Annotated in this window: 16 protein-coding genes; all 16 read left to right on the plus strand. The window is 34.0% G+C overall.

The genetic code is table 11. The annotated features are described in order from the left end of the window. The first annotated feature begins 3 nt into the window (after positions 1-3). Positions 4-816, plus strand: a complete 813-nt coding sequence (locus tag JM84_RS13305; protein WP_144784725.1) for a hypothetical protein — start codon at positions 4-6, stop codon at positions 814-816. Positions 817-941: 125 nt separating this feature from the next. Next, positions 942-1,559, plus strand: coding sequence for a GNAT family N-acetyltransferase (locus JM84_RS13310; RefSeq protein ID WP_144784726.1), 618 nt, complete (start codon positions 942-944; stop codon positions 1,557-1,559). An 89-nt stretch (positions 1,560-1,648) separates the two neighbouring features. Further along, positions 1,649-2,572, plus strand: a complete 924-nt coding sequence (locus tag JM84_RS13315; protein ID WP_186439132.1) for a helix-turn-helix transcriptional regulator — start codon at positions 1,649-1,651, stop codon at positions 2,570-2,572. A gap of 60 nt (positions 2,573-2,632) precedes the next feature. Then, complete coding sequence (locus JM84_RS13320) at positions 2,633-3,997, plus strand: DUF2130 domain-containing protein (RefSeq protein WP_144784730.1); 1,365 nt, start codon at positions 2,633-2,635, stop codon at positions 3,995-3,997. Between the two features lie 8 nt (positions 3,998-4,005). Then, positions 4,006-4,368, plus strand: a complete 363-nt coding sequence (locus JM84_RS13325; protein ID WP_144784731.1) for a hypothetical protein — start codon at positions 4,006-4,008, stop codon at positions 4,366-4,368. Between the two features lie 59 nt (positions 4,369-4,427). Beyond that, positions 4,428-6,905 (plus strand): N-6 DNA methylase, encoded by a 2,478-nt coding sequence (locus JM84_RS13330; RefSeq protein WP_144784732.1) that lies wholly within the window; start codon positions 4,428-4,430, stop codon positions 6,903-6,905. Positions 6,906-6,921: 16 nt separating this feature from the next. Then, the gene (locus JM84_RS13335; RefSeq protein WP_144784734.1) at positions 6,922-7,812 is read left to right on the plus strand and encodes a hypothetical protein; all 891 of its coding nucleotides are present in this window, start codon (positions 6,922-6,924) and stop codon (positions 7,810-7,812) included. Between the two features lie 66 nt (positions 7,813-7,878). Next, a complete protein-coding gene (locus JM84_RS13340; protein ID WP_144784737.1) occupies positions 7,879-9,504 on the plus strand; it encodes a class I SAM-dependent DNA methyltransferase in 1,626 nt (541 codons plus the stop codon). After that, entirely contained in the window at positions 9,504-10,631 is a 1,128-nt protein-coding gene (locus tag JM84_RS13345) for a restriction endonuclease subunit S (protein ID WP_144784739.1), read from the plus strand. The genes JM84_RS13340 and JM84_RS13345 overlap by 1 nt, the downstream gene beginning before the upstream one ends. Before the next feature lie 5 nt (positions 10,632-10,636). Continuing rightward, positions 10,637-11,020, plus strand: coding sequence for a hypothetical protein (locus JM84_RS13350; protein WP_144784741.1), 384 nt, complete (start codon positions 10,637-10,639; stop codon positions 11,018-11,020). 132 nt (positions 11,021-11,152) lie between these two features. Next, positions 11,153-11,494 (plus strand): hypothetical protein, encoded by a 342-nt coding sequence (locus JM84_RS13355; protein ID WP_144784743.1) that lies wholly within the window; start codon positions 11,153-11,155, stop codon positions 11,492-11,494. Positions 11,495-11,548: 54 nt separating this feature from the next. After that, complete coding sequence (locus JM84_RS13360; RefSeq protein ID WP_144784745.1) at positions 11,549-12,193, plus strand: hypothetical protein; 645 nt, start codon at positions 11,549-11,551, stop codon at positions 12,191-12,193. Between the two features lie 2 nt (positions 12,194-12,195). Further along, a complete protein-coding gene (locus tag JM84_RS13365) occupies positions 12,196-12,894 on the plus strand; it encodes a DUF1643 domain-containing protein (protein WP_144784747.1) in 699 nt (232 codons plus the stop codon). Between the two features lie 91 nt (positions 12,895-12,985). Further along, complete coding sequence (locus tag JM84_RS13370; protein WP_144784749.1) at positions 12,986-14,782, plus strand: ATP-dependent nuclease; 1,797 nt, start codon at positions 12,986-12,988, stop codon at positions 14,780-14,782. 56 nt (positions 14,783-14,838) lie between these two features. Beyond that, complete coding sequence (locus JM84_RS13375) at positions 14,839-15,255, plus strand: hypothetical protein (RefSeq protein ID WP_144784751.1); 417 nt, start codon at positions 14,839-14,841, stop codon at positions 15,253-15,255. A 238-nt stretch (positions 15,256-15,493) separates the two neighbouring features. Beyond that, positions 15,494-19,000 (plus strand): DEAD/DEAH box helicase family protein, encoded by a 3,507-nt coding sequence (locus JM84_RS13380; protein ID WP_144784753.1) that lies wholly within the window; start codon positions 15,494-15,496, stop codon positions 18,998-19,000.

Here is a 19,000-nt window from a genome sequence, read left to right on the forward strand (position 1 = left end):
ATTATGAAATCAAACAACAAATTTCAGCATATAGAAAATCAATATAAAGATCATCATATTGATTATGAACTTACAAATGTTTTTGAAATAGCAATACCCTTTTGGAAATGTATTAAAAGTATAGTCGGTGAAAAAGAAACAGAAATCGATCGCTTCAGTAAAATTATACTTGAAAGCATAGAAGCAGGAATTAAATCACATCAAGAAATATGTGCATTTTTAGGCATCAAGGAAACATCATTCGTTACTGTTCAATTCCATTTTTTAATTAAAAATGGAATGATTGTCGAGAAGGTGAATGATAATTTACTTTCCTATACGCTCACCAAGGACGGCATAGCGTTTTTAAAAAAGAGAAAAAAAATTAAAGAATTAGAAATTGTACCTTTTGAGTTTTATTACAATGATTTATTAAAATCTTTTTTTACTTCGAAAATCACTATAGACCAGCAGGAAAAAAATAATATTAAAAAGGTATCTCCTGCAAATTATGTCTTAAAAGAAACACGTCGCCTAACAAATACCAAAATAAATCATCAAAATAAACCCTACAACCTAGACTCATTAGAACTCGCGACTTATTTCAATAAAGAAACTAACAACCTAACATATTTTGATCAAGAGTCAAGTAGTATAAAAACTCACAAACGTTCCATATTATTCTTGGCTATAGAATATACGAATGCTTTAGGTGCACAACGATATGATATAAGAAAGTATAAGAAAACTGTAGAGAAGTTTGACACATATCAACTAGAAGAAAAGCTTTCCAAGGCAGTTACGGAGTACAGTTTGAAAAACCCATTTTTGATATGAATATTATCATCCTTAATAAGTATGAATTTATATTGGAATAATGCAAATCATATCACTAGAACTGTTAAAACAATTAGTATTAATTGACATAGTACAAAGTATAACCTTTTAACGTAAATAATAGAATGAATATAATTGGTGAAATTTTAGATGAAAACCTAGTTCTAGAGTCTGAAAGATTGAAAGTTTATCCTGGCACTTTTGATAAGAAAATAATCAATGACTTATTGGAAATTTATTCTAATGATGATAACGTAAGAGGTTATTCTAAAGTTTACAAAAACCCACGTGAATTTGTTCATGTTATGGCTGATAAAATATTACGACATCAAAATGAAATTAATGGTTTCATTTGTTATGTAATTGAATTAAAGACTGAATCTAAAATTATAGGCTTAAGGAATATTATTCTAGATGGGGTATATAACTTTCAGAATAAAAGATTAGATAACAACAATAATATTTCATCTGAAATAATTATAAATAGCTCATATTGGAGACAAGGTTATGCTAAGGAGGCTTCTGTTTTAATTTTTAATTATTTGAGCAGAAAAAGCGTTAAAAATGTTGCTGTATTTTTAGAAAGAAGTAATTATATATCCTTGTTTATGAGCATGAAATTTGGCTTTAAAGAAATTGATTCTTCAAGTTTAGTTAAGGAGTATGGATTTAATGAAGATTATAAAATCCATTTTGACAATAAAGAATCTCCAAGGATTTTGATTAAGAAATTAAATGCATAATGGCAATCACTAAAGGAGCCCAGATAAGGTATTCAATTCTAGACAAATGCTTTAGCAATCCAGGAATAAATTACACCAAAACAAAGCTTTTGGATACAATCAATTCCGAACTTGTCGAATTAGGATATGAGGGCATCGCTTTGAGGCAAATGCAATACGATATTGCATTTATGGAATCTAGTGAAGGCTTCAGTATTCAGTTAGCTGAAGGCCTTAAAGATGGTAAGAAAAGAATATACCGCTATGCAGATCCAAAATTCTCATTGGCAGATCATCCTCTTAATCAGTCAGACCAGGAGCAACTCAAAACAACACTATCTATACTATCAAGATATAGATATCGAGAGGACTTTGAATGGTTAGATGAACTACTTCCTCGTATAGAAGCAGCTTTTGAATTTGCACATAGTGATTACAATTCATTAATAAGTTATCAGTCCAATAGAGATTATGTAGGACAGTCTTGGTTAGGAACAATTTATAATTATCTCATTCAAAAGAAAGTAATTGAAATCACCTACAGGTCTTTTAATCAAGAGCAAGCAGAAAATCGAGTCATACATCCCTATCACTTAAAACAATTTAATAATCGTTGGTTTCTATTTGGACATCAAATTTCTGAGAATGGATATTCCGGGTTGACCACTTTAGCCTTGGATCGTATTCTTGACATTCTACCAAATGACAACAAATTTATTGAGACACATATCGAGTGGGGAGATTATTTTGATGAAATGATAGGAGTATCTAAAAGTGATGAAAAACCTGTATTGATCACCTTACGCTTTCGCGAAAGCAGAATAAAATATATTGATACAAAGCCTATACACGGCGCTACCCAAAAGAAGGTTACTACAGACCCGTCTGGGCTTACCCGAACTATTAAAGTAATTCCAAATCGGGAATTGTATCAATTACTCCTATCATTTGGCGAGGATGTCACAGTAGTTTCTCCTGATTCTGTTAAGGAGAAGATGAAAGAAAAAATCAACCAGATGAAAGAAAATTATTAGTATGCACAAACAGTGCATACTTTGGAATTACTTTTACAACGTAATCAAAAAAGATAAGTTATGAGTGTTGAAAATACGAGTGTAAAATGTCCAAATTGTAAAGAGACTTTCAAAGTAGACGATAGTGTCTATACAGATATTGTGAAGCAAGTACGCGACCAACAGTTTAATGATGAGCTCAACCAGCGCCTTAGTCAAGCTGATAAAGAAAAGAATGCAGCTATCGCTCTTACCAAGTCAGAAACAGAAAATACCTCTAGAGATCTTATTGCTAATCTTAATGAAAAGATTATAAAGCTAGAAGCAGAAAGTAAACAACTACTCGCAAGTGAAATTTCTAAAAAAGACATTGAAATAGCTCAAAAAGAGTCACAACTTAAAGCATTAGAGGACAAAGCAAAACTTGCTACAAATAAAGCTATATCTGAAATTGAAAAGGAAAGAGATACTCTTAAAAGTGCTTTACAACTACAGAAGGCAGAAGAAAAGCTTAACATAAGTAATGCCCTCAAAGAAGTTGAACAAGAAAGAGATAGATTACTAAATGACATATCTAATAAGGATATAGAAATACAACTGAAACAACGTACTCAAGAACAACAACACTCATTAGCACTACAAGCAAAGGAACAAGCAATTCGTCTGCAAGAAGATGAGATTAAGCGCCTACAGGATTACAAACAGAAGCTATCAACAAAGATGTTAGGAGAAACCTTAGAACAACACTGTGAGACTTCGTTTAATCAAATACGTGCTACAGCCTTTCCAAACGCCTATTTTGAGAAGGATAACGATGCTAGCGGAGGTACAAAAGGTGACTTTATATATAGAGAACACGATGAAGAGGGCAATGAGATTATTTCAATAATGTTTGAAATGAAAAATGAAAATGATCAAACTGCTTCCAAGAAAAGAAATGAAGACTTCTTTGCAAAACTTGATAAAGACCGACGTGATAAAAATTGTGAATACGCCATTCTCGTTTCACTACTAGAGTCTGACAGCGAACTGTACAATAATGGGATTGTAGATGTCTCATACAGATATGAGAAAATGTATGTCATACGTCCTCAATTTTTCATTCCTATTATAACCGTCCTAAGGAATGCTGCGCTTAATACTTTAGAGTACAAATCTGAGGTGTCTCGTATGCGTAATCAAAATATTGACATCACAAATTTCGAAGATAAAATTGAAACCTTTAAAACTGGATTTGCACGTAATTATGAATTGGCCAGCAAACAGTTTGGGACTGCAATTAAGGAAATTGACAAGAGTATTTTACATCTTAATAAGATTAAAGAGGCACTAACAAAATCAGAAAACAACCTGCGTCTCGCAAATAATAAGGCGGAAGACTTAAGCATTAAGAAATTAACTTATGGAAATCCTACTATGAAAGAAAAATTTGATAATCTCAATTAAGACTACCTATGAAACATATCAAAGGAACAGCTACCTTACTCCATAATGTATTAGCTGCCATTCAAAACTTTGAACCCTACAACCTCAATACCCTTTTAGACAATACAAAGACGTATCAAGATGTGTCATTATTTGAATTTACAGAAATTCTACAATCAAAATTTCAGGTTTTCAAAGATGCTGGAGATAAAGAACTTCTATTAAGTTCTGACATTTGTAATGGTTGCAAGTGCAAAGAGCCTGTTTTCTTATTTACTGGAGACTATTCTCGTAAAACACTCGCCCTCTATTTTGAATTTGAAGGCGATGATATTACAGATATCTTTGAGTGTACCTGGTATGGAGAGATGACATTTATAGATAGTTTTTAAAGTATGCAAATACAATGCACACTTAAATAATACTTTTACCAATAGAAACAAACTTTAGAATGACTAATACGATGCAAAAAGAAAATATAGACTTATACTGGCGCTTAATCCAAGAGGAATTTAAAGCGTTTGGCATCTCAATTGAAAGCTTTGATGCATTTCTCTATTTACTTGCATTGTTATATTTCAATAAAACGAATACTCATTTAGAAAAGACTAATCTGCTACCAAATTCAAACGGCTTGTTTGGTAGTCTTGCAAAAGGTTTATTAAAATTAACTGAAGATAAAGACGATAAGTACATTATCGAAGAAACTAATTCTGTATTTAATGACATTATAGAAAGATGGCCAGCAGCTTTTATTGAAAATTTAGATTTAAATTTTTTAAGCTCATATGCTTTAAAAACAGAATATGATATTGAGAAAGAAAATTTCCCGCTCTTCTTTGAAATTCTCCTAAAAAGGTACCTCGAAACGCAAGGTAGAAATGCAGGTCTCACTATACTTCCTGAAGAAATATCAAAATTTGTTTGTGACATTACAGCGACAAGCTCCGAACAGGTAATCTATAATCCATTTGCAGGTTTAGCATCTTTTGGAATGTATAGTAATGAAAATAGTGTTTATGTTGGTGAAGAGTTAGATGAGAGAATTGCAGCACTTGCAAATTGTAGACTTTGGCTCCGTAAAAATAAAATGCACAAAGCAGTCTACTCCGGAGATAGTTTTGATTCAAAATTAGAGTTTAAAAATAGTGTTGATTTATTTGTTGCATCTCCTCCCTTTAAATTGAAAGAAAGACATTTTGAAGAAAAATTAATCAGCCATTCTCTCAAATTAACATCAGATACAGGAAAAGTTCTTTTACTTCTACCAAATAATTTCTTTAATAGCGGACGAAAAGATCATAAGGAGCTTAGAAAAAAATTAATTAATGAAGATTTAGTTGATAAGGTAATTTCATTCCCAGGAGGCTTACTTCCTAATAGCGGAATACCTTTCACTATTTTATTACTTGATAAAAACAAAGAAGTTCCTAAGTATGTAGCCTTTGTAAAAGCAGATGCATTTGTCAATACTAATAAGCGACAAAAGACGCTAACTTATTCAGGTTTAAGTGCTGCAATTATTGAAGGTACCAACTCAGATTCAATCAAACGAGTTTCAATTTCAGATATTAAAGGTACTCAACTACATCCTAATCTTTATTTCACAAAAGAGTTTAAGGGAGAACTATTAGGGACTGTTTTAAAATCACTATATCCAAAAAGGATTAATGAAGAGGAAAACATTACTGGTAAATATTTCCGGTTTGGATCTGATCAAAAAGCAGATTCTAGCTTAACTATAGATTCCTCTACAATAGAATCTGTAGAAATTCCAAAGTCTGCAGTTGAGTTATCTGAAACTTGCATCATAATAACCAACAGAGGTAGTGAACTAAAAGTCGCGCTATTTGAATATGCAGGAGTACCAATTTATGTTAGCCAGTTATCAAACTGTTTTATCGCAAATCTAGAATATGATAAAGATATTAGCTTAGAATATGTAAGCTACGCATTGCTAAGTGATACTGCACAGGAACAACTAAAGCTTTATAGCAGTATGAGTTCGGTATTTGTAATGAACAAAAACGATATTCAAAAAATTCGAATTGAGATTCCTTCATTTAAAGAGCAATTAGAAAAACTTAAGGTCTTAAGAGATACACATTATAATTTTCAATTAAACAAGCGAGAGTTTGATAAACTAATTGCCAAAACAAAAGATGAAGCGCTACGTAATTACCAGTCTTTAAATCATTCTCTTAGGCAATATTTAAACAATCTCAAATCAAATGCTGCTGGTACTAAATCATTCCTTTTGAAGAATGAAGGGAAAGCTCTTGATCTGGATATAATCTATAGTAAAAACCTTAATATAACCTTTAGGGAACATCTTGAGCATATGAATGCAAGTATCGAATCAATGAATACATTACTTAAATCATTGGATAATGAGAAAAAGCAAGTTAAAGTTGAAAAAATGTCACTAGACAAATTAGTGTCGTCTGCTCTTAGGCGTTTTAATAGTCTTGACAACTTTAAGTTTACCAAGCCATATAAGGATGAATCCTCATTTGTTACAGAAAAGGGATATTTTAATGCAGAGATTGAAATGAATAAAGACGACTTTTTTAATATTTTTTCTAACATTATTAGTAACGCTAATCACGGTTTTACTAACTCTTCAAAGGAGTATGTGATTGCCACGTCTATAATGAATGATTTTGAAAAAGGAGAGCTTATTCTTGAAATTTCAAATAATGGTGACCCTATGCCAGAGGGCTTTACGTATAATAAGTTAATTACAAGAGGGGAAAAGAATTCACGGAGTTCTGGCACTGGAATTGGTGGTGCCGATATTAAGCAAACACTAGAAAAACATAATGCCTACTTCGAAATAATTAGTGATCCCGAAGATGCATTCCCTGTAAAATACAGCTTACATTTCCCCGCTGTAAATAGTGCCACTTTTGACAAAATAACGGAATAACTAAAAAATAATAGCAATGATTGAAGTATTATGGATTGATGACCAGTGGGAGGATCAGAAAGACTTCATAGGGTACGCAGAGCAAAGTGATATAAACATTCACCCTGTAGATAATAGCGTAGATGGAATAGCTATGCTACAAGCTAACCAAAGTAAATACCACGCAATAATTCTAGATGCAAAAGTTAAACTTAAAAAGGATTCTTTAGATACCAATCTAGAGGGGCTTAAACACTCTCGCGACTATTTAATAGAATTAAATGTAAACTCATATTTACCATTCTATATTTTTACAGGGCAACCAGACTATGTCGATAGCGAATTATTTAAGCAGTCCTTTGGAGAATATTTCATTAAAGGTGATGGAAATGAAAAACTTCTAGAATCAATAATTAAAGACGCAAGTAACCAAAAAGAAATGCAAGCAAGAGTTTCATTTGATGAAGCTTTTAAAATTTTTGATTTAGGTATTTTAGGAATTGAATATAAGCACTTACTTATTGACTTTATAACTTGTCTTAGGGAGAAAGATTATAGAAAAAAGAATATTCCAATTTTTAGAGATTTATTAGAGGTTATTCTAAAATCGTTAGGAAATAAACCTATTCCTTACATTCCTGAGACATTCTTTTATGACAATGACAATCCTGTGCTCGAAAGTTGTATTCAGTATATTGAAGGTAGAAGCGTAAAGGATACTGATGAGAATTTTAGAAGGACAACTATCTATTTACCAAAGAACATTCAAGGTATATTTAGGAAATTGAAAGAAAGCTGTAACGAATTCTCCCATATTAATGAGAAAGAAATTGCTCAATATGAATTTCTTTCTAACGCACACTGTATGCTTGAATTACTTGTTTTCTTACCTAAATTCACAGAGAAACATTTTCATAATTATTATTAGACCATTTACAACACTTTTGCACCCTTTTCGCGAAAGCATAAAAACAAAAAACACAACCCACAATAAATGATCACAACCACACATAAATCAAAAGTAGATGCCATATGGGGCACTTTCTGGAACGGAGGTATCTCAAATACCCTTCAGATAGTTGAGCAACTCTCCTACCTCATATTTATTAAAAACCTGGATGAAGTAGAAACCCGTAGCGAACTCAAAAAGCAGCGTACAGGTATAGACTTCACTCCTATTTTCAATAAAGAACAGCAACAGTTTCGCTGGAAGAATATCAAGGAGATGGATGTAAACACACGCCATATGCTCTTTGCAGATACTGTATCCGGTATCTTCCCCTTCTTACGTAACCTTGGTGTAGAGACAAGTGCCTTTGCAAAGCATATGCGTAACGCCAGCTATGGGATGAAAGCCCAAGTGCTAGATAGTGTGATCGAGCAGCTGGACCAGCTAGATATGGATGAGCAAGATGCAAAGGGTGACATCTTTGAGTATATGCTCTCTAAGATGGAAGGCGGTGGTACCTCTGGGCAGTTTCGCACGCCTAGACACATCATACGATTAATGGTTGAGTTAATGCAACCTACGCTAGAAGATACCATCTGTGACCCCAGTGCGGGTACTGCAGGCTTCCTTGTAGGGGCAAAAGAATATATAGACACCCATTATGATGTGATGGAGCGCGAGGCAGCAAAGCAGCACATAGACACGATGATGTTTAACGGGATGGAGTTTGACGCCACGATGTTACGTATTGCCTCTATGAACCTCTTTTTACACGGTGTAGAAGCGCCTAACATTATAGATGTAGATGCCGTCTCTAAGGATAATGACATTGCAGATGCCTACACACTTGTACTTGCAAACCCACCTTTTAAGGGAACCATAGATAAAGAGAGTATTGCCAGCGACCTTAAGACGGTTACGAGCACATCTAAGACAGAGTTACTCTTTCTTGCCCTAATGTTACGCCAGATGAAAATGGGTGGCCGTGCGGCAGTCATTGTGCCAGATGGAGTCCTCTTTGGTAGTAGTAAAGCACATAAGAGCATACGTGAGGAGATTGTGGCAAACCATAAACTAGAAGCAGTGATCTCTATGCCTAGTGGCGTGTTTAAACCCTATGCGGGAGTAAGTACTGCCATTATGATTTTTACAAAAACAGGTTCTGGAGGGACAGACCACGTATGGTTTTATGATATGCTCGCAGATGGCAAGTCACTAGATGACAAGCGTAACCTACTAGTAGATGCAGAGACTTTTGATGCCTTTTCTTTTGGTGACGCTTTCGCGAAAGTTACCTCAGAGGAACTTAAAACCCTACACGACAACTTTAACCTACCGCAAATACTAGATCACTACAAATACCTCAAGAGTGACTACTTTGAGAAAATGCATACAGCCGAAGGAGAGTTATTGCAAGTGAAAGACACTCCTGAAAACTTAGGGTTTAACAACTTTTTAGACGGCACCTGCACCCATAACTATGCAGACCGTACCTCACAATCATTTTTAGTACCGCTTGCCGAAATAAAAGAGAACTACTGGGATCTTTCTATTAATAGATATAAAGAGATTGTTTATGAGGAGATGAAGTATGATGAGCCCTCAATAATAATTGAGAGAATCAAATTATTAAATTCTGAAAGAGAAGAATTACTAAAATCACTTTCGTAATGTATCCAATAAAAGAAATTAATGAAATTTGCGAAGTCATTGCAGGACAATCTCCTCCTTCCTCGACATACAATATCGTAAGTGATGGTATACCATTTTTCCAAGGCAAAGCAGATTTTAATGATAAACATCCAACAGTTCGATATTGGTGCAATCAACCTAAAAAAATTTCAAAACCAAATGACATACTAATATCTGTCAGAGCTCCTGTTGGAGCTATTAACATTAATAATATTGAAGCTTGCATCGGTCGAGGCCTTGCGGCGATAAGAGTAGGAGAAGAAATCGATTTATTATATTTATTTCACAATTTACGGTATCAAAAAAGACAAATTAAAAATCTTGGAACAGGAAGTACTTTCAAAGCAATAACAATTAAAACTTTGAAGGCTATCAAAATACCTCTCCCACCCCTAGAAACCCAAAAACGTATTGCTCAAATTCTTGATGATGCCGCTGCCTTGAGAGATACCACAGCACAACTCCTTAAAGAGTACGACCTGCTCGCACAATCTATTTTTCTGGAGATGTTTGGGGATCCTGTGGTGAATCCTAAGGGGTGGACAAAAGATAAAACAATTGAATATTGCACTTGTATTGTGCCCGGTCGAGATAAACCAAAGTCATTTACAGGTAATATTCCTTGGGTAACAACTAATGATTTAAACCACTTAAATATTACATCTGATTCGAAAGTTTTTAAGGGACTTACTGAGAATGAAATAGCCGAAGTAAGAGCTAAAATAATACCTGTAGGGAGTGTAATAATTACTTGTGTAGGCGATTTAGGTGTTGTGTCAATAAATAACCAAGAAATGATAGTAAATCAACAACTTCATACATTTCAGTGTGGTGATAAATTGAATAATGTATTCTTGATGTATAATATAGCTTTTCAGACACCTTATATGCATAAAATGGCTTCAAGCACAACCGTTCCTTATATGAACAAGACAGTTTGCAATGGAATACCTACCATCTTACCTCCTGCCGAACTTCAAAACCAATTCGCAGATAAAATAGCCCTTATTGAGCAACAAAAGGCACTTGCCAAACAAGAGCTTCAAGAAAGTGAAGATTTATTTAATTGTTTGTTGCAAAAGGCTTTTAAGGGGGAGTTAGTGTGAGTGAAATGAACAAGAAAGGTTTAAAAAAGTTACGAAAGAAAGGAAAGGTCATAAAACGTAAAAGACCTCTTAAAGAAGATGTTCTTAAAAATGTGGAACAGCTTTCAATAGGTAAACAACTTAGCAAACTCTTTCTGGTATTAAGTTTTAGTGATCATGAAATAAAAGATATACTGAGAACAAAACCTCAAATTTCAGCAACATCAATTTTGACCCCTGAACTATACGTTTTGATAAAACCAATAATCGAAATTAATATAAATAACTATCTGGCTTCTATGCCTAAGGAGAAATATGTCACAAGAAAAAAAAGAAAAAAATCAACATTATCCTCTAACAATTTATCAAACGTCACTAAGATAATATACGTAGGTATGAGATGTAAATAGAAGAAATACTCTTCCGTTATAAAGCATACTTGCTACTAAACAGAAGTATTAAAATAAGGTGAAAATGTTGAGGATAATGTGATATTAATTAAAGTTTGCAAAAAGCTGTCTAAATGATTTAAAGTAAGAATTATGAAAAAACACGAACAATTAAAATCAATACTACCAGACGGCCTTAATTATACAGTTGCCTCGAGTGATACATACATTTTCTCACAGGTATATATTAAAGTTGGCTTTGAATTTTTCATTAACGAAGATGGCTTGAGTATAAAATACCCAAAAGGCAATTTATCTGTAGAAAAAATTAATGCAATCTCAACGCTCTTAGAGGGTAATAAAGTTGGTGATTTTAAGCATCGTACCTATGGATCAAACTCCACAACTTGGTCTATTTGGGATTTACAAATCAAAATCAACAGCAAAGCACATCTTGTTTCATTGGTAGATAAACTAAAAGATATGATAGTGTGATTATTTATAAGTAATGATCTCGTAGAGCGTAAGAAGTAAAAATTCAAAATAAATATGAAGCAAGTTAAAATCATATCATCTCTAGACATCAATGAGGGGAAAGTAACTACAACACTAGGTGATGAGTATATCCCTATATTCTTAAAGCAAGGTGATGTAGACGGAGCTTGTGGTCCGTACTGTGTCTTTATGGCCTTATTAATCTCTGGAGAGATATCAAGAGAAGATATAGATGACCTCTGGAATATTAAACTAAGTACTCGCCTAGGAAAGCTTGTAAAAGGTATGCGTGATCACGATACGTTATTTCGATCTGGCACCCACATTACAGAACTTAATACGTTATTAAACAACTCTTTTGGCAAGGTTATAAAAACAGATAAAAATCTAAATAGTGGAAAATCGCTTATTCCATTTATAATTGAGGGATTACAAAAAGATGCCCCAATAGTTGTTGGTGTAAAAAATAGAGACATGTCACACTGGCTTCTAGCTGTTGGATACGAAGAAGTGAATGATAAAATTAGTAAAATATTCTTCTTAGATCCTTCTGGAGTAAATACTTCGAACTACTGGAACGCAGCGATAGATGTTATTGACCCTCAATCTGGAATCTACCCCTACGCTTGGATAGACCATAATGAAGACACTAATGAGTTTATCCAACTTGAAGAGGCATTATTGATTCAAAAATTATAATTATGCTATCAAAGAATGAAAAAGAAGAGATTGAAAATCTCGAAAAAGAAATTGCAGATCTTGAGTTTAAAAAAAGGCTAGCAGAGGCAAAAATAAATACAATCAAATCTAGAGTATTAACTCAAAATAGTTCTCTCCCAAAGTATATATGCGAACCACAAGATGACATTTACAAACGTTTTTTACTATCAAAAAAAGGGAAAAATAATCTAGTGGTGATATGTTTAAATCCTAACACCGCAAATCAATTTGAACTAGATGGCACTTCACAAAACATAGATACTATTGCAGCAGCAAATGGTTATGATGGCTGGGTTTTGTTTAATCTTTCTCCAGAACGCGCTTCCAATCCAAGCTTATTGAGTGATACCTTGAGAGACGGAGATATAGCGAGCACTGCTAATTTATTACGGGGCGTTGTAGATAGTAAGGTCATTAAAGCTAATAATGTTTTAGTCGCTTGGGGTAACACTATAGATTGGTCATTTCCTTACCTTAAAAAGTCTATAGTAATTATAGGGGAGCAACTAAAATTATTAGATGTAAACTACTGGTGTATAGATGTCACAAAAACCGGAAATCCCCTGCATCCTTCTCAACAAGCACTTATGAGAAAAGGATTAACAGCGAGTAAAGTAAGTCTCAAAACTTTTGATTTTTTGAGGTATCATAAAGAGATGAAAAGAGTGACTAAATTCTAATTATAAAAAATTCTTAGGGAATTTAATAAAAATTTAAGCTATGCAGAATCACTGCACAGTTTGGTTCTTTCTTTGTTGAAAATTAGAAACTATGAGATTACACAGAATTAAAATTCAGGGATTTAGAAGATTAAAAGATGTTGACATAACTTTTGGAGATGCAACATTCCTTATTGGTCATAACAATGTTGGAAAGAGTTCTGTTTTAAAAGCTATAGGTATATTGTTATCCGGGAGTAAAACTCTTGATAGCTCTGAATATTATTCAGAGCTTGATGAAGAGTCTGGGGAATCTATTCCAATTGCAAAAAAAATTGTTTTAGAAGCAGAGTTCAGAAATGTACCAATAGCAGCAAAAACTTGGAGAGGCTTTAAAGGGAGGATATTAAATTATGAGAGTGAAGATGAAACTGGGCTTTCACTAGTCTACAAAAGAACATATCCAATTGGCGGTACGGCTATACCGGAACTACAAACTAAAGTACGAACTCTTAAGGAAGAATTTAAAAAATGTGCAACATGGCAAGATTATATTGATGTCGGAGTTCCACAGGAAGTTGTTGAAGGAGAATCTGATGATTTAACCAAAAAAGTCGGTAAATCTGCCAAAGCGCTCGAGTCTCTTGAAAACTTTGATGAAATATGGGATGTTTCAAACGAACTAGCTTGGGTGACTAATCCTGGTGGGATTATGCCTATTGTAATAAATAAATTGCCTAGATATTTACTGATTCCTATTGATACATCTATAGCCGAGCTTCAAGGTTCGGGAACAGGAGTTTTGAGTAAAACACTTAAATCACTATTTGACACCGTGCGTGACAAATCTGATAATTTTCTAGAAGCACAAAAGCATCTAAAATTATTATCTGATGAAATGGATCCAAATGATGAAGGCTCGGAATTCGGAAAAATGATGATTGAACTCAATAGTGTTCTATCGAGTGTTTTTCCTGATACAGCGCTTCACGCGAGTACTGACCTTAGTAATCCGATTTCGTCCATAAGACCAACATTTAATGTTGAGATGTCTAGTAATATTAGAACGTCGATAGAAAATCAAGGAACTGGAATGGTTAGAGCTGCAGTCTTTGGGATGCTTAGATTTAGACAACAATGGCTATCTAGACACGAAGACACCCAAGATCGTTCGCTTATTATATGTTTTGAAGAACCTGAAATATACCTACACCCTAGCGCAGCAAATCAAATGAGAGATGCCATTTATGAATTGAGTGATTCTAATTCTCAAATTATTGCTTCTACTCATTCGCCTTACCTTATTGATATAGCTAGAAAGCCAAAGCAGGTCCTTAATAGACTTTCGCTTGTTGATGAATCTGTAAACAACACCCCTTTTTCAGTTAGTGAGGGGTTTAAAAAGTTACAAGATGACGATAAAACGTATGTCAAAATGTTACTAAAAATAGATGACTACATCTCTAGAGTTTTCTATACCGAAACTGTGGTCATCGTTGAGGGAGATACAGAAGATATTATTTTGAGGGAATCACTAGATTGTCTTCCAAAGGAGGTTAAACATAGAATTACTTCGAACTTTGAAATAGTTAAAGCTAGAGGAAAAGCTACAATTATCGGTTTAGTAAAATACCTTATATCAATGGGTATACATCCCATTGTAATTCACGATAGAGATAAGGGAACCCCTGGTGCAGAAAAATTTAACAACCCTATTTTAGAGGCTACTCAAGGATATGGAAAGGTGATAATATTAGAAGAAAACATCGAAGATGTTTTAGATTATAAAGCAAATAGCGAGAAGCCATTTAAGGCTTATGAATATGTTTCTAAATGGGAAACCAAATGGGAAAATATACCTCAAAACTGGAAAAATATATTACTAGATGTATTTGAAGGTTATATCTAAAATATGATATGTGTGTTAACTTTAATCATTCGCAATCTATAATGTAACTAATAGCTATGACAATCTATAACCCTTCAGAAAAAATGCCATATGGTAAAAATAAAGGTGTGGAACTAAAGGAAATCTATAAATACCAACCCAGCTACATAGAGTGGGCTATTGTAAATATAGATGACTTTTGTATAGGAATAGCCGCCTTTGAGAGCTTAGGTAATGTTACAACAATGAATTACCATCCAAAGCATTTTGACCTTTCGAGGATAAAACCGATTGACTTTTCAGATTTAAGTCCTGAAAACTTAGATTATATTCTTAATGAAAGAAATGGAATGCTCGCCCATATGGATGTTGAGACAATAAAAAAATCTTTATCAGATAATCCTTTGCACATTCAGGAACTAAAAGACTTCAAATTCCCAGAACATATTAGAGCCATTAATGCTTACAAGATATTCTTAGCGACAAAAGAGTGATTTTTATAATAACATATACCCAATATTAAAACCCAATAATAATCTACAGAAGGTATTGATATATATATATAATTTGAGAGCTTTTAAAAACTAAAATTAGATATCCTACTGAATTTATATTCTCTTGTTACGGGATTCCTCATTCATCTATAAAAATATAATTCTACATTTATAGATTCCTAGAAATGTAGGAATTACCTACAAAATTATTGATATTTGAGTAACTAATAATCTGTATATGAATTCAAATTTTTCTTTCATTGAAGCTGTAGATCGCGAGATATATGACCGATGTATCACAGCAGAGCGCACTGCATATACAGATCCTCGTACTTCTTTGGCTCATTCTCGCATGGCGCTAGAACTAGCTATCTATTGGGTTTACAATGAAGATTCTAATCTTACACTACCCTATCGCCCAGATCTCAATCTATTAATGAAAGAGATAGGTTTTCGATCTCAATTCAACAACAACTTTTATTCCCAAATTGATAGCATCCGTATCGTAGGAAACTTTGCTATTCATAATCGTAAGGTTTCAGAAGAAGATTCTTTAAAAATTATAGACCATTTATATTACTTCTTACGATGGATGGCTAGTGGATATAAAGAAGTCCCAGTCGCGGGGTTAGGTATTTTTGATTATGACTTAATTCCTAAAGAAGGCGCAGATGCAATTTCGCGCAAGCGTATAGAAGAACAACAAAAGATGTTTTATCAAGAGATTGATAAAATACAGGATAAAATAAATGCAAAAGATGAGGCCTTTGCTGAGAAGGTCAAAGAAAATGAAATCCTTAGACTTCAATATGAGGAACTTAAAAAGTCACAAGCTCTTACTAAGAAAATAGCTACGCAAGAGATTGAAAAAGTTAACCCTACAACAGAAGCAGACACTAGAAAATTCTTCATAGATGTTTTACTACGAGAAGCTGGATGGGATATAGACGCTCCTAATATAAAAGAATTTGAAGTAAGAGGAATGCCTCTTACAGATAATCCTAGTGGTCTAGGCTATGCAGATTATGTATTGTGGGATGATAACGGAAAACCACTGGCGGTGGTTGAAGCAAAAAAAACGCTTATAAGTGCCACTCAAGGCGAAAATCAAGCTGAACTGTATGCAGATTGTCTTGAGGAAATGTATGGACAAAGACCAGTAATCTATTATACTAATGGTTTTGAGACCTATCTACTTGACGACTGTTTTTATAAATCTGCAAGAGAGGTATTTGGATTTTATACTAAAAAGGAACTCCAGACCATTATCTGGAGGCGAGAGAATAGACAAGATATACGCACGATGCCTATTGATATGGCAATCACAGACAGACCTTATCAAATGCGAGCTATACGATCTGTTGCAGAGCACTGGGCAGGAAGTGATACCCGCACAGGGCAACTTATAGGAACAAATAGACGTGCGCTTCTAGTACTAGCAACTGGCACAGGAAAAACAAGAACTGCCATTAGTCTTTCTAAAATATTACTTGAAGCAAACTGGGCAAAAAGAATACTCTTTCTAGCAGACCGCATAAGCTTAGTAAAACAAGCAAAGCGAAACTTTGTTAACCTCCTACCCGATCACTCTACAGTAAATCTTATAGAGACAAAAGATGATACAAATGCACGCATTGTATTCTCGACATATAAGACTTTAATGGGTCTTATAGACTCTAGCCGTAGCGAGGATGGACGTTTTTACGGTGTTGGACACTTTGATCTTATCATTGTAGATGAGGCGCACAGAAGTATCTACAATAAGTATCAAACCATTTTTGAATATTTTGACGGCTTGTTTTTAGGCCTTACTGCAACACCTAAAGGTTCCATAGATCATAATACATATGATGTTTTTGGACTCGCAAAAGATAATCCAACAGATGCGTATGATTTTGACGAGGCAGTCGCACAAAAATTTTTAAGTCCTTACAAAGGACACGACGTTCCAGTAAAATTTTTACGTAAGGGAATAAAATACAGCGAGCTAAGTGAAGAAGACAAATTAAGGTTTGAAGATGAATTTTTAGAAGGACGCAAAGCCTCTGGAGATGAGCATATACAAAAAACGGAGCTGGATAAATGGTTATTTAATAAGCCCACAGCTATTAAGGCATTATCTTATTTTTTAAAGCACGGGATCAAAGTAAATGGCGGTGATGAGATAGGTAAAACCATCATTTTCGCCAGAACACAAAAACATGCAGAGTTTTTGAGAGACGTTCTCCTAGAAATGGATAGGGAGCAGTTTGGGAACAAGTATGTAAAAGTGATTACCAATCAAACACCCAAAGCCCAAACATTTATTGAGCGCTTTTGTGAAGATAAAAAGGACTTACTCCCACAGATAGCTATATCTGTAGATATGATGGATACAGGTATTGATGCTCCTAAGGTAGTCAATCTCATTTTTTACAAACCTGTAAAATCATATTCTAAATTTTGGCAGATGATTGGTCGTGGCTCACGTTTGAGTCCAGATCTTTTTGGACCAGGGGAAGACAAAAAGGAATTTCTCATTTTTGACTTATGTCAAAACTTTGAATTCTTTGAAGAAAACCCTGAAGGCATAGAATCAAATGTTCAAATAGGAATTACTGAAAAAGTATTAAGGCTCAAGTTACATCTTGCTCAGTACTTAAAAGAACCACGGTTTGAGGATAAGACAGAATATAAAACTTATAGAACTACCTTACTAGATGAGCTATTTCAAGAGATTATTTTATTAGATAGAGAACGGTTTGATGTCCGTATGAAAATAAAACACGTCACTGATTATGGGGACGGCAAACGAGCACTATGGGATCACTTAGAAAATAAGGAGATAACAGAAATACAAGACATTCTTTTCCCCTTAGTAAAACCCCGTAAAGATGAAACTGCACTTGCAAAGTTTTACGATAGACTGTTATATACTCTAATGATTAAGCGTCTCGAAAACCAAGACGATTCAACTTTTGTAGCTGGTTTCAGTAATCAAATAATGAGGGTAAGCACGCTTTCGCGAAAGCTACTTAAAAAAACTACTATCCCTGTAGTAAAAGATAGAATGGAAGTAATTAAGTTACCGCTTGAAAAACCTTTCTGGCTTAATCCAGGAATTGATCATCTAGAGCATTTACGAAAAGGTGTACGGGACTTGATAAAATATATTGACAAGGAAGACCAGCCATATGTCACAACAAATTTTGAAGATGAGCTTGACGAATCAAAAGTGATTATAAGAGAACCTAAAGGCTTTAATAAAGATAGTACTGGCAAAACTGGTACTAACGAGCCTAAGTATGCTAATAATTACTATAGATTAGAAGAAATCATACGTGAGAACAAAGATCACTTGGTTATACGCCGTATTCATAATGGAGAGCAAATCACAAAAGCAGAATTAAATTCATTAGAGGAGCTATTATTCTCATCTGTAGATAAAGAAGCTCTTGAAAAAGATTTAGGCCATCCGATTAATCTTGTTGAAACAATTTTAGTATTAGTAGGTCTGTCTCAAGCTAAGGTTGATAAAGCGTTTGCAGATTTTATAAATAAATACAAGCTAGACTCCAAGCAAATACGTTTTCTAGATACTATTAAAAGTTTTCTAACTTCTAAAGGCAAAATTGACCCTGCAAAACTATACGAATCTCCTTTTGCAGGTTATCACCCAAAAGCTATTGATGGTGTTTTTAATAAAACTCAAACCGATAAGATTTTTGAGATTATTGGGGATATTAATTCTGGTAATGCTAGTTAA

Origin of the sequence: Dokdonia sp. Hel_I_63 (assembly GCF_007827285.1) — a bacterium.
Lineage (GTDB): Bacteria > Bacteroidota > Bacteroidia > Flavobacteriales > Flavobacteriaceae > Dokdonia.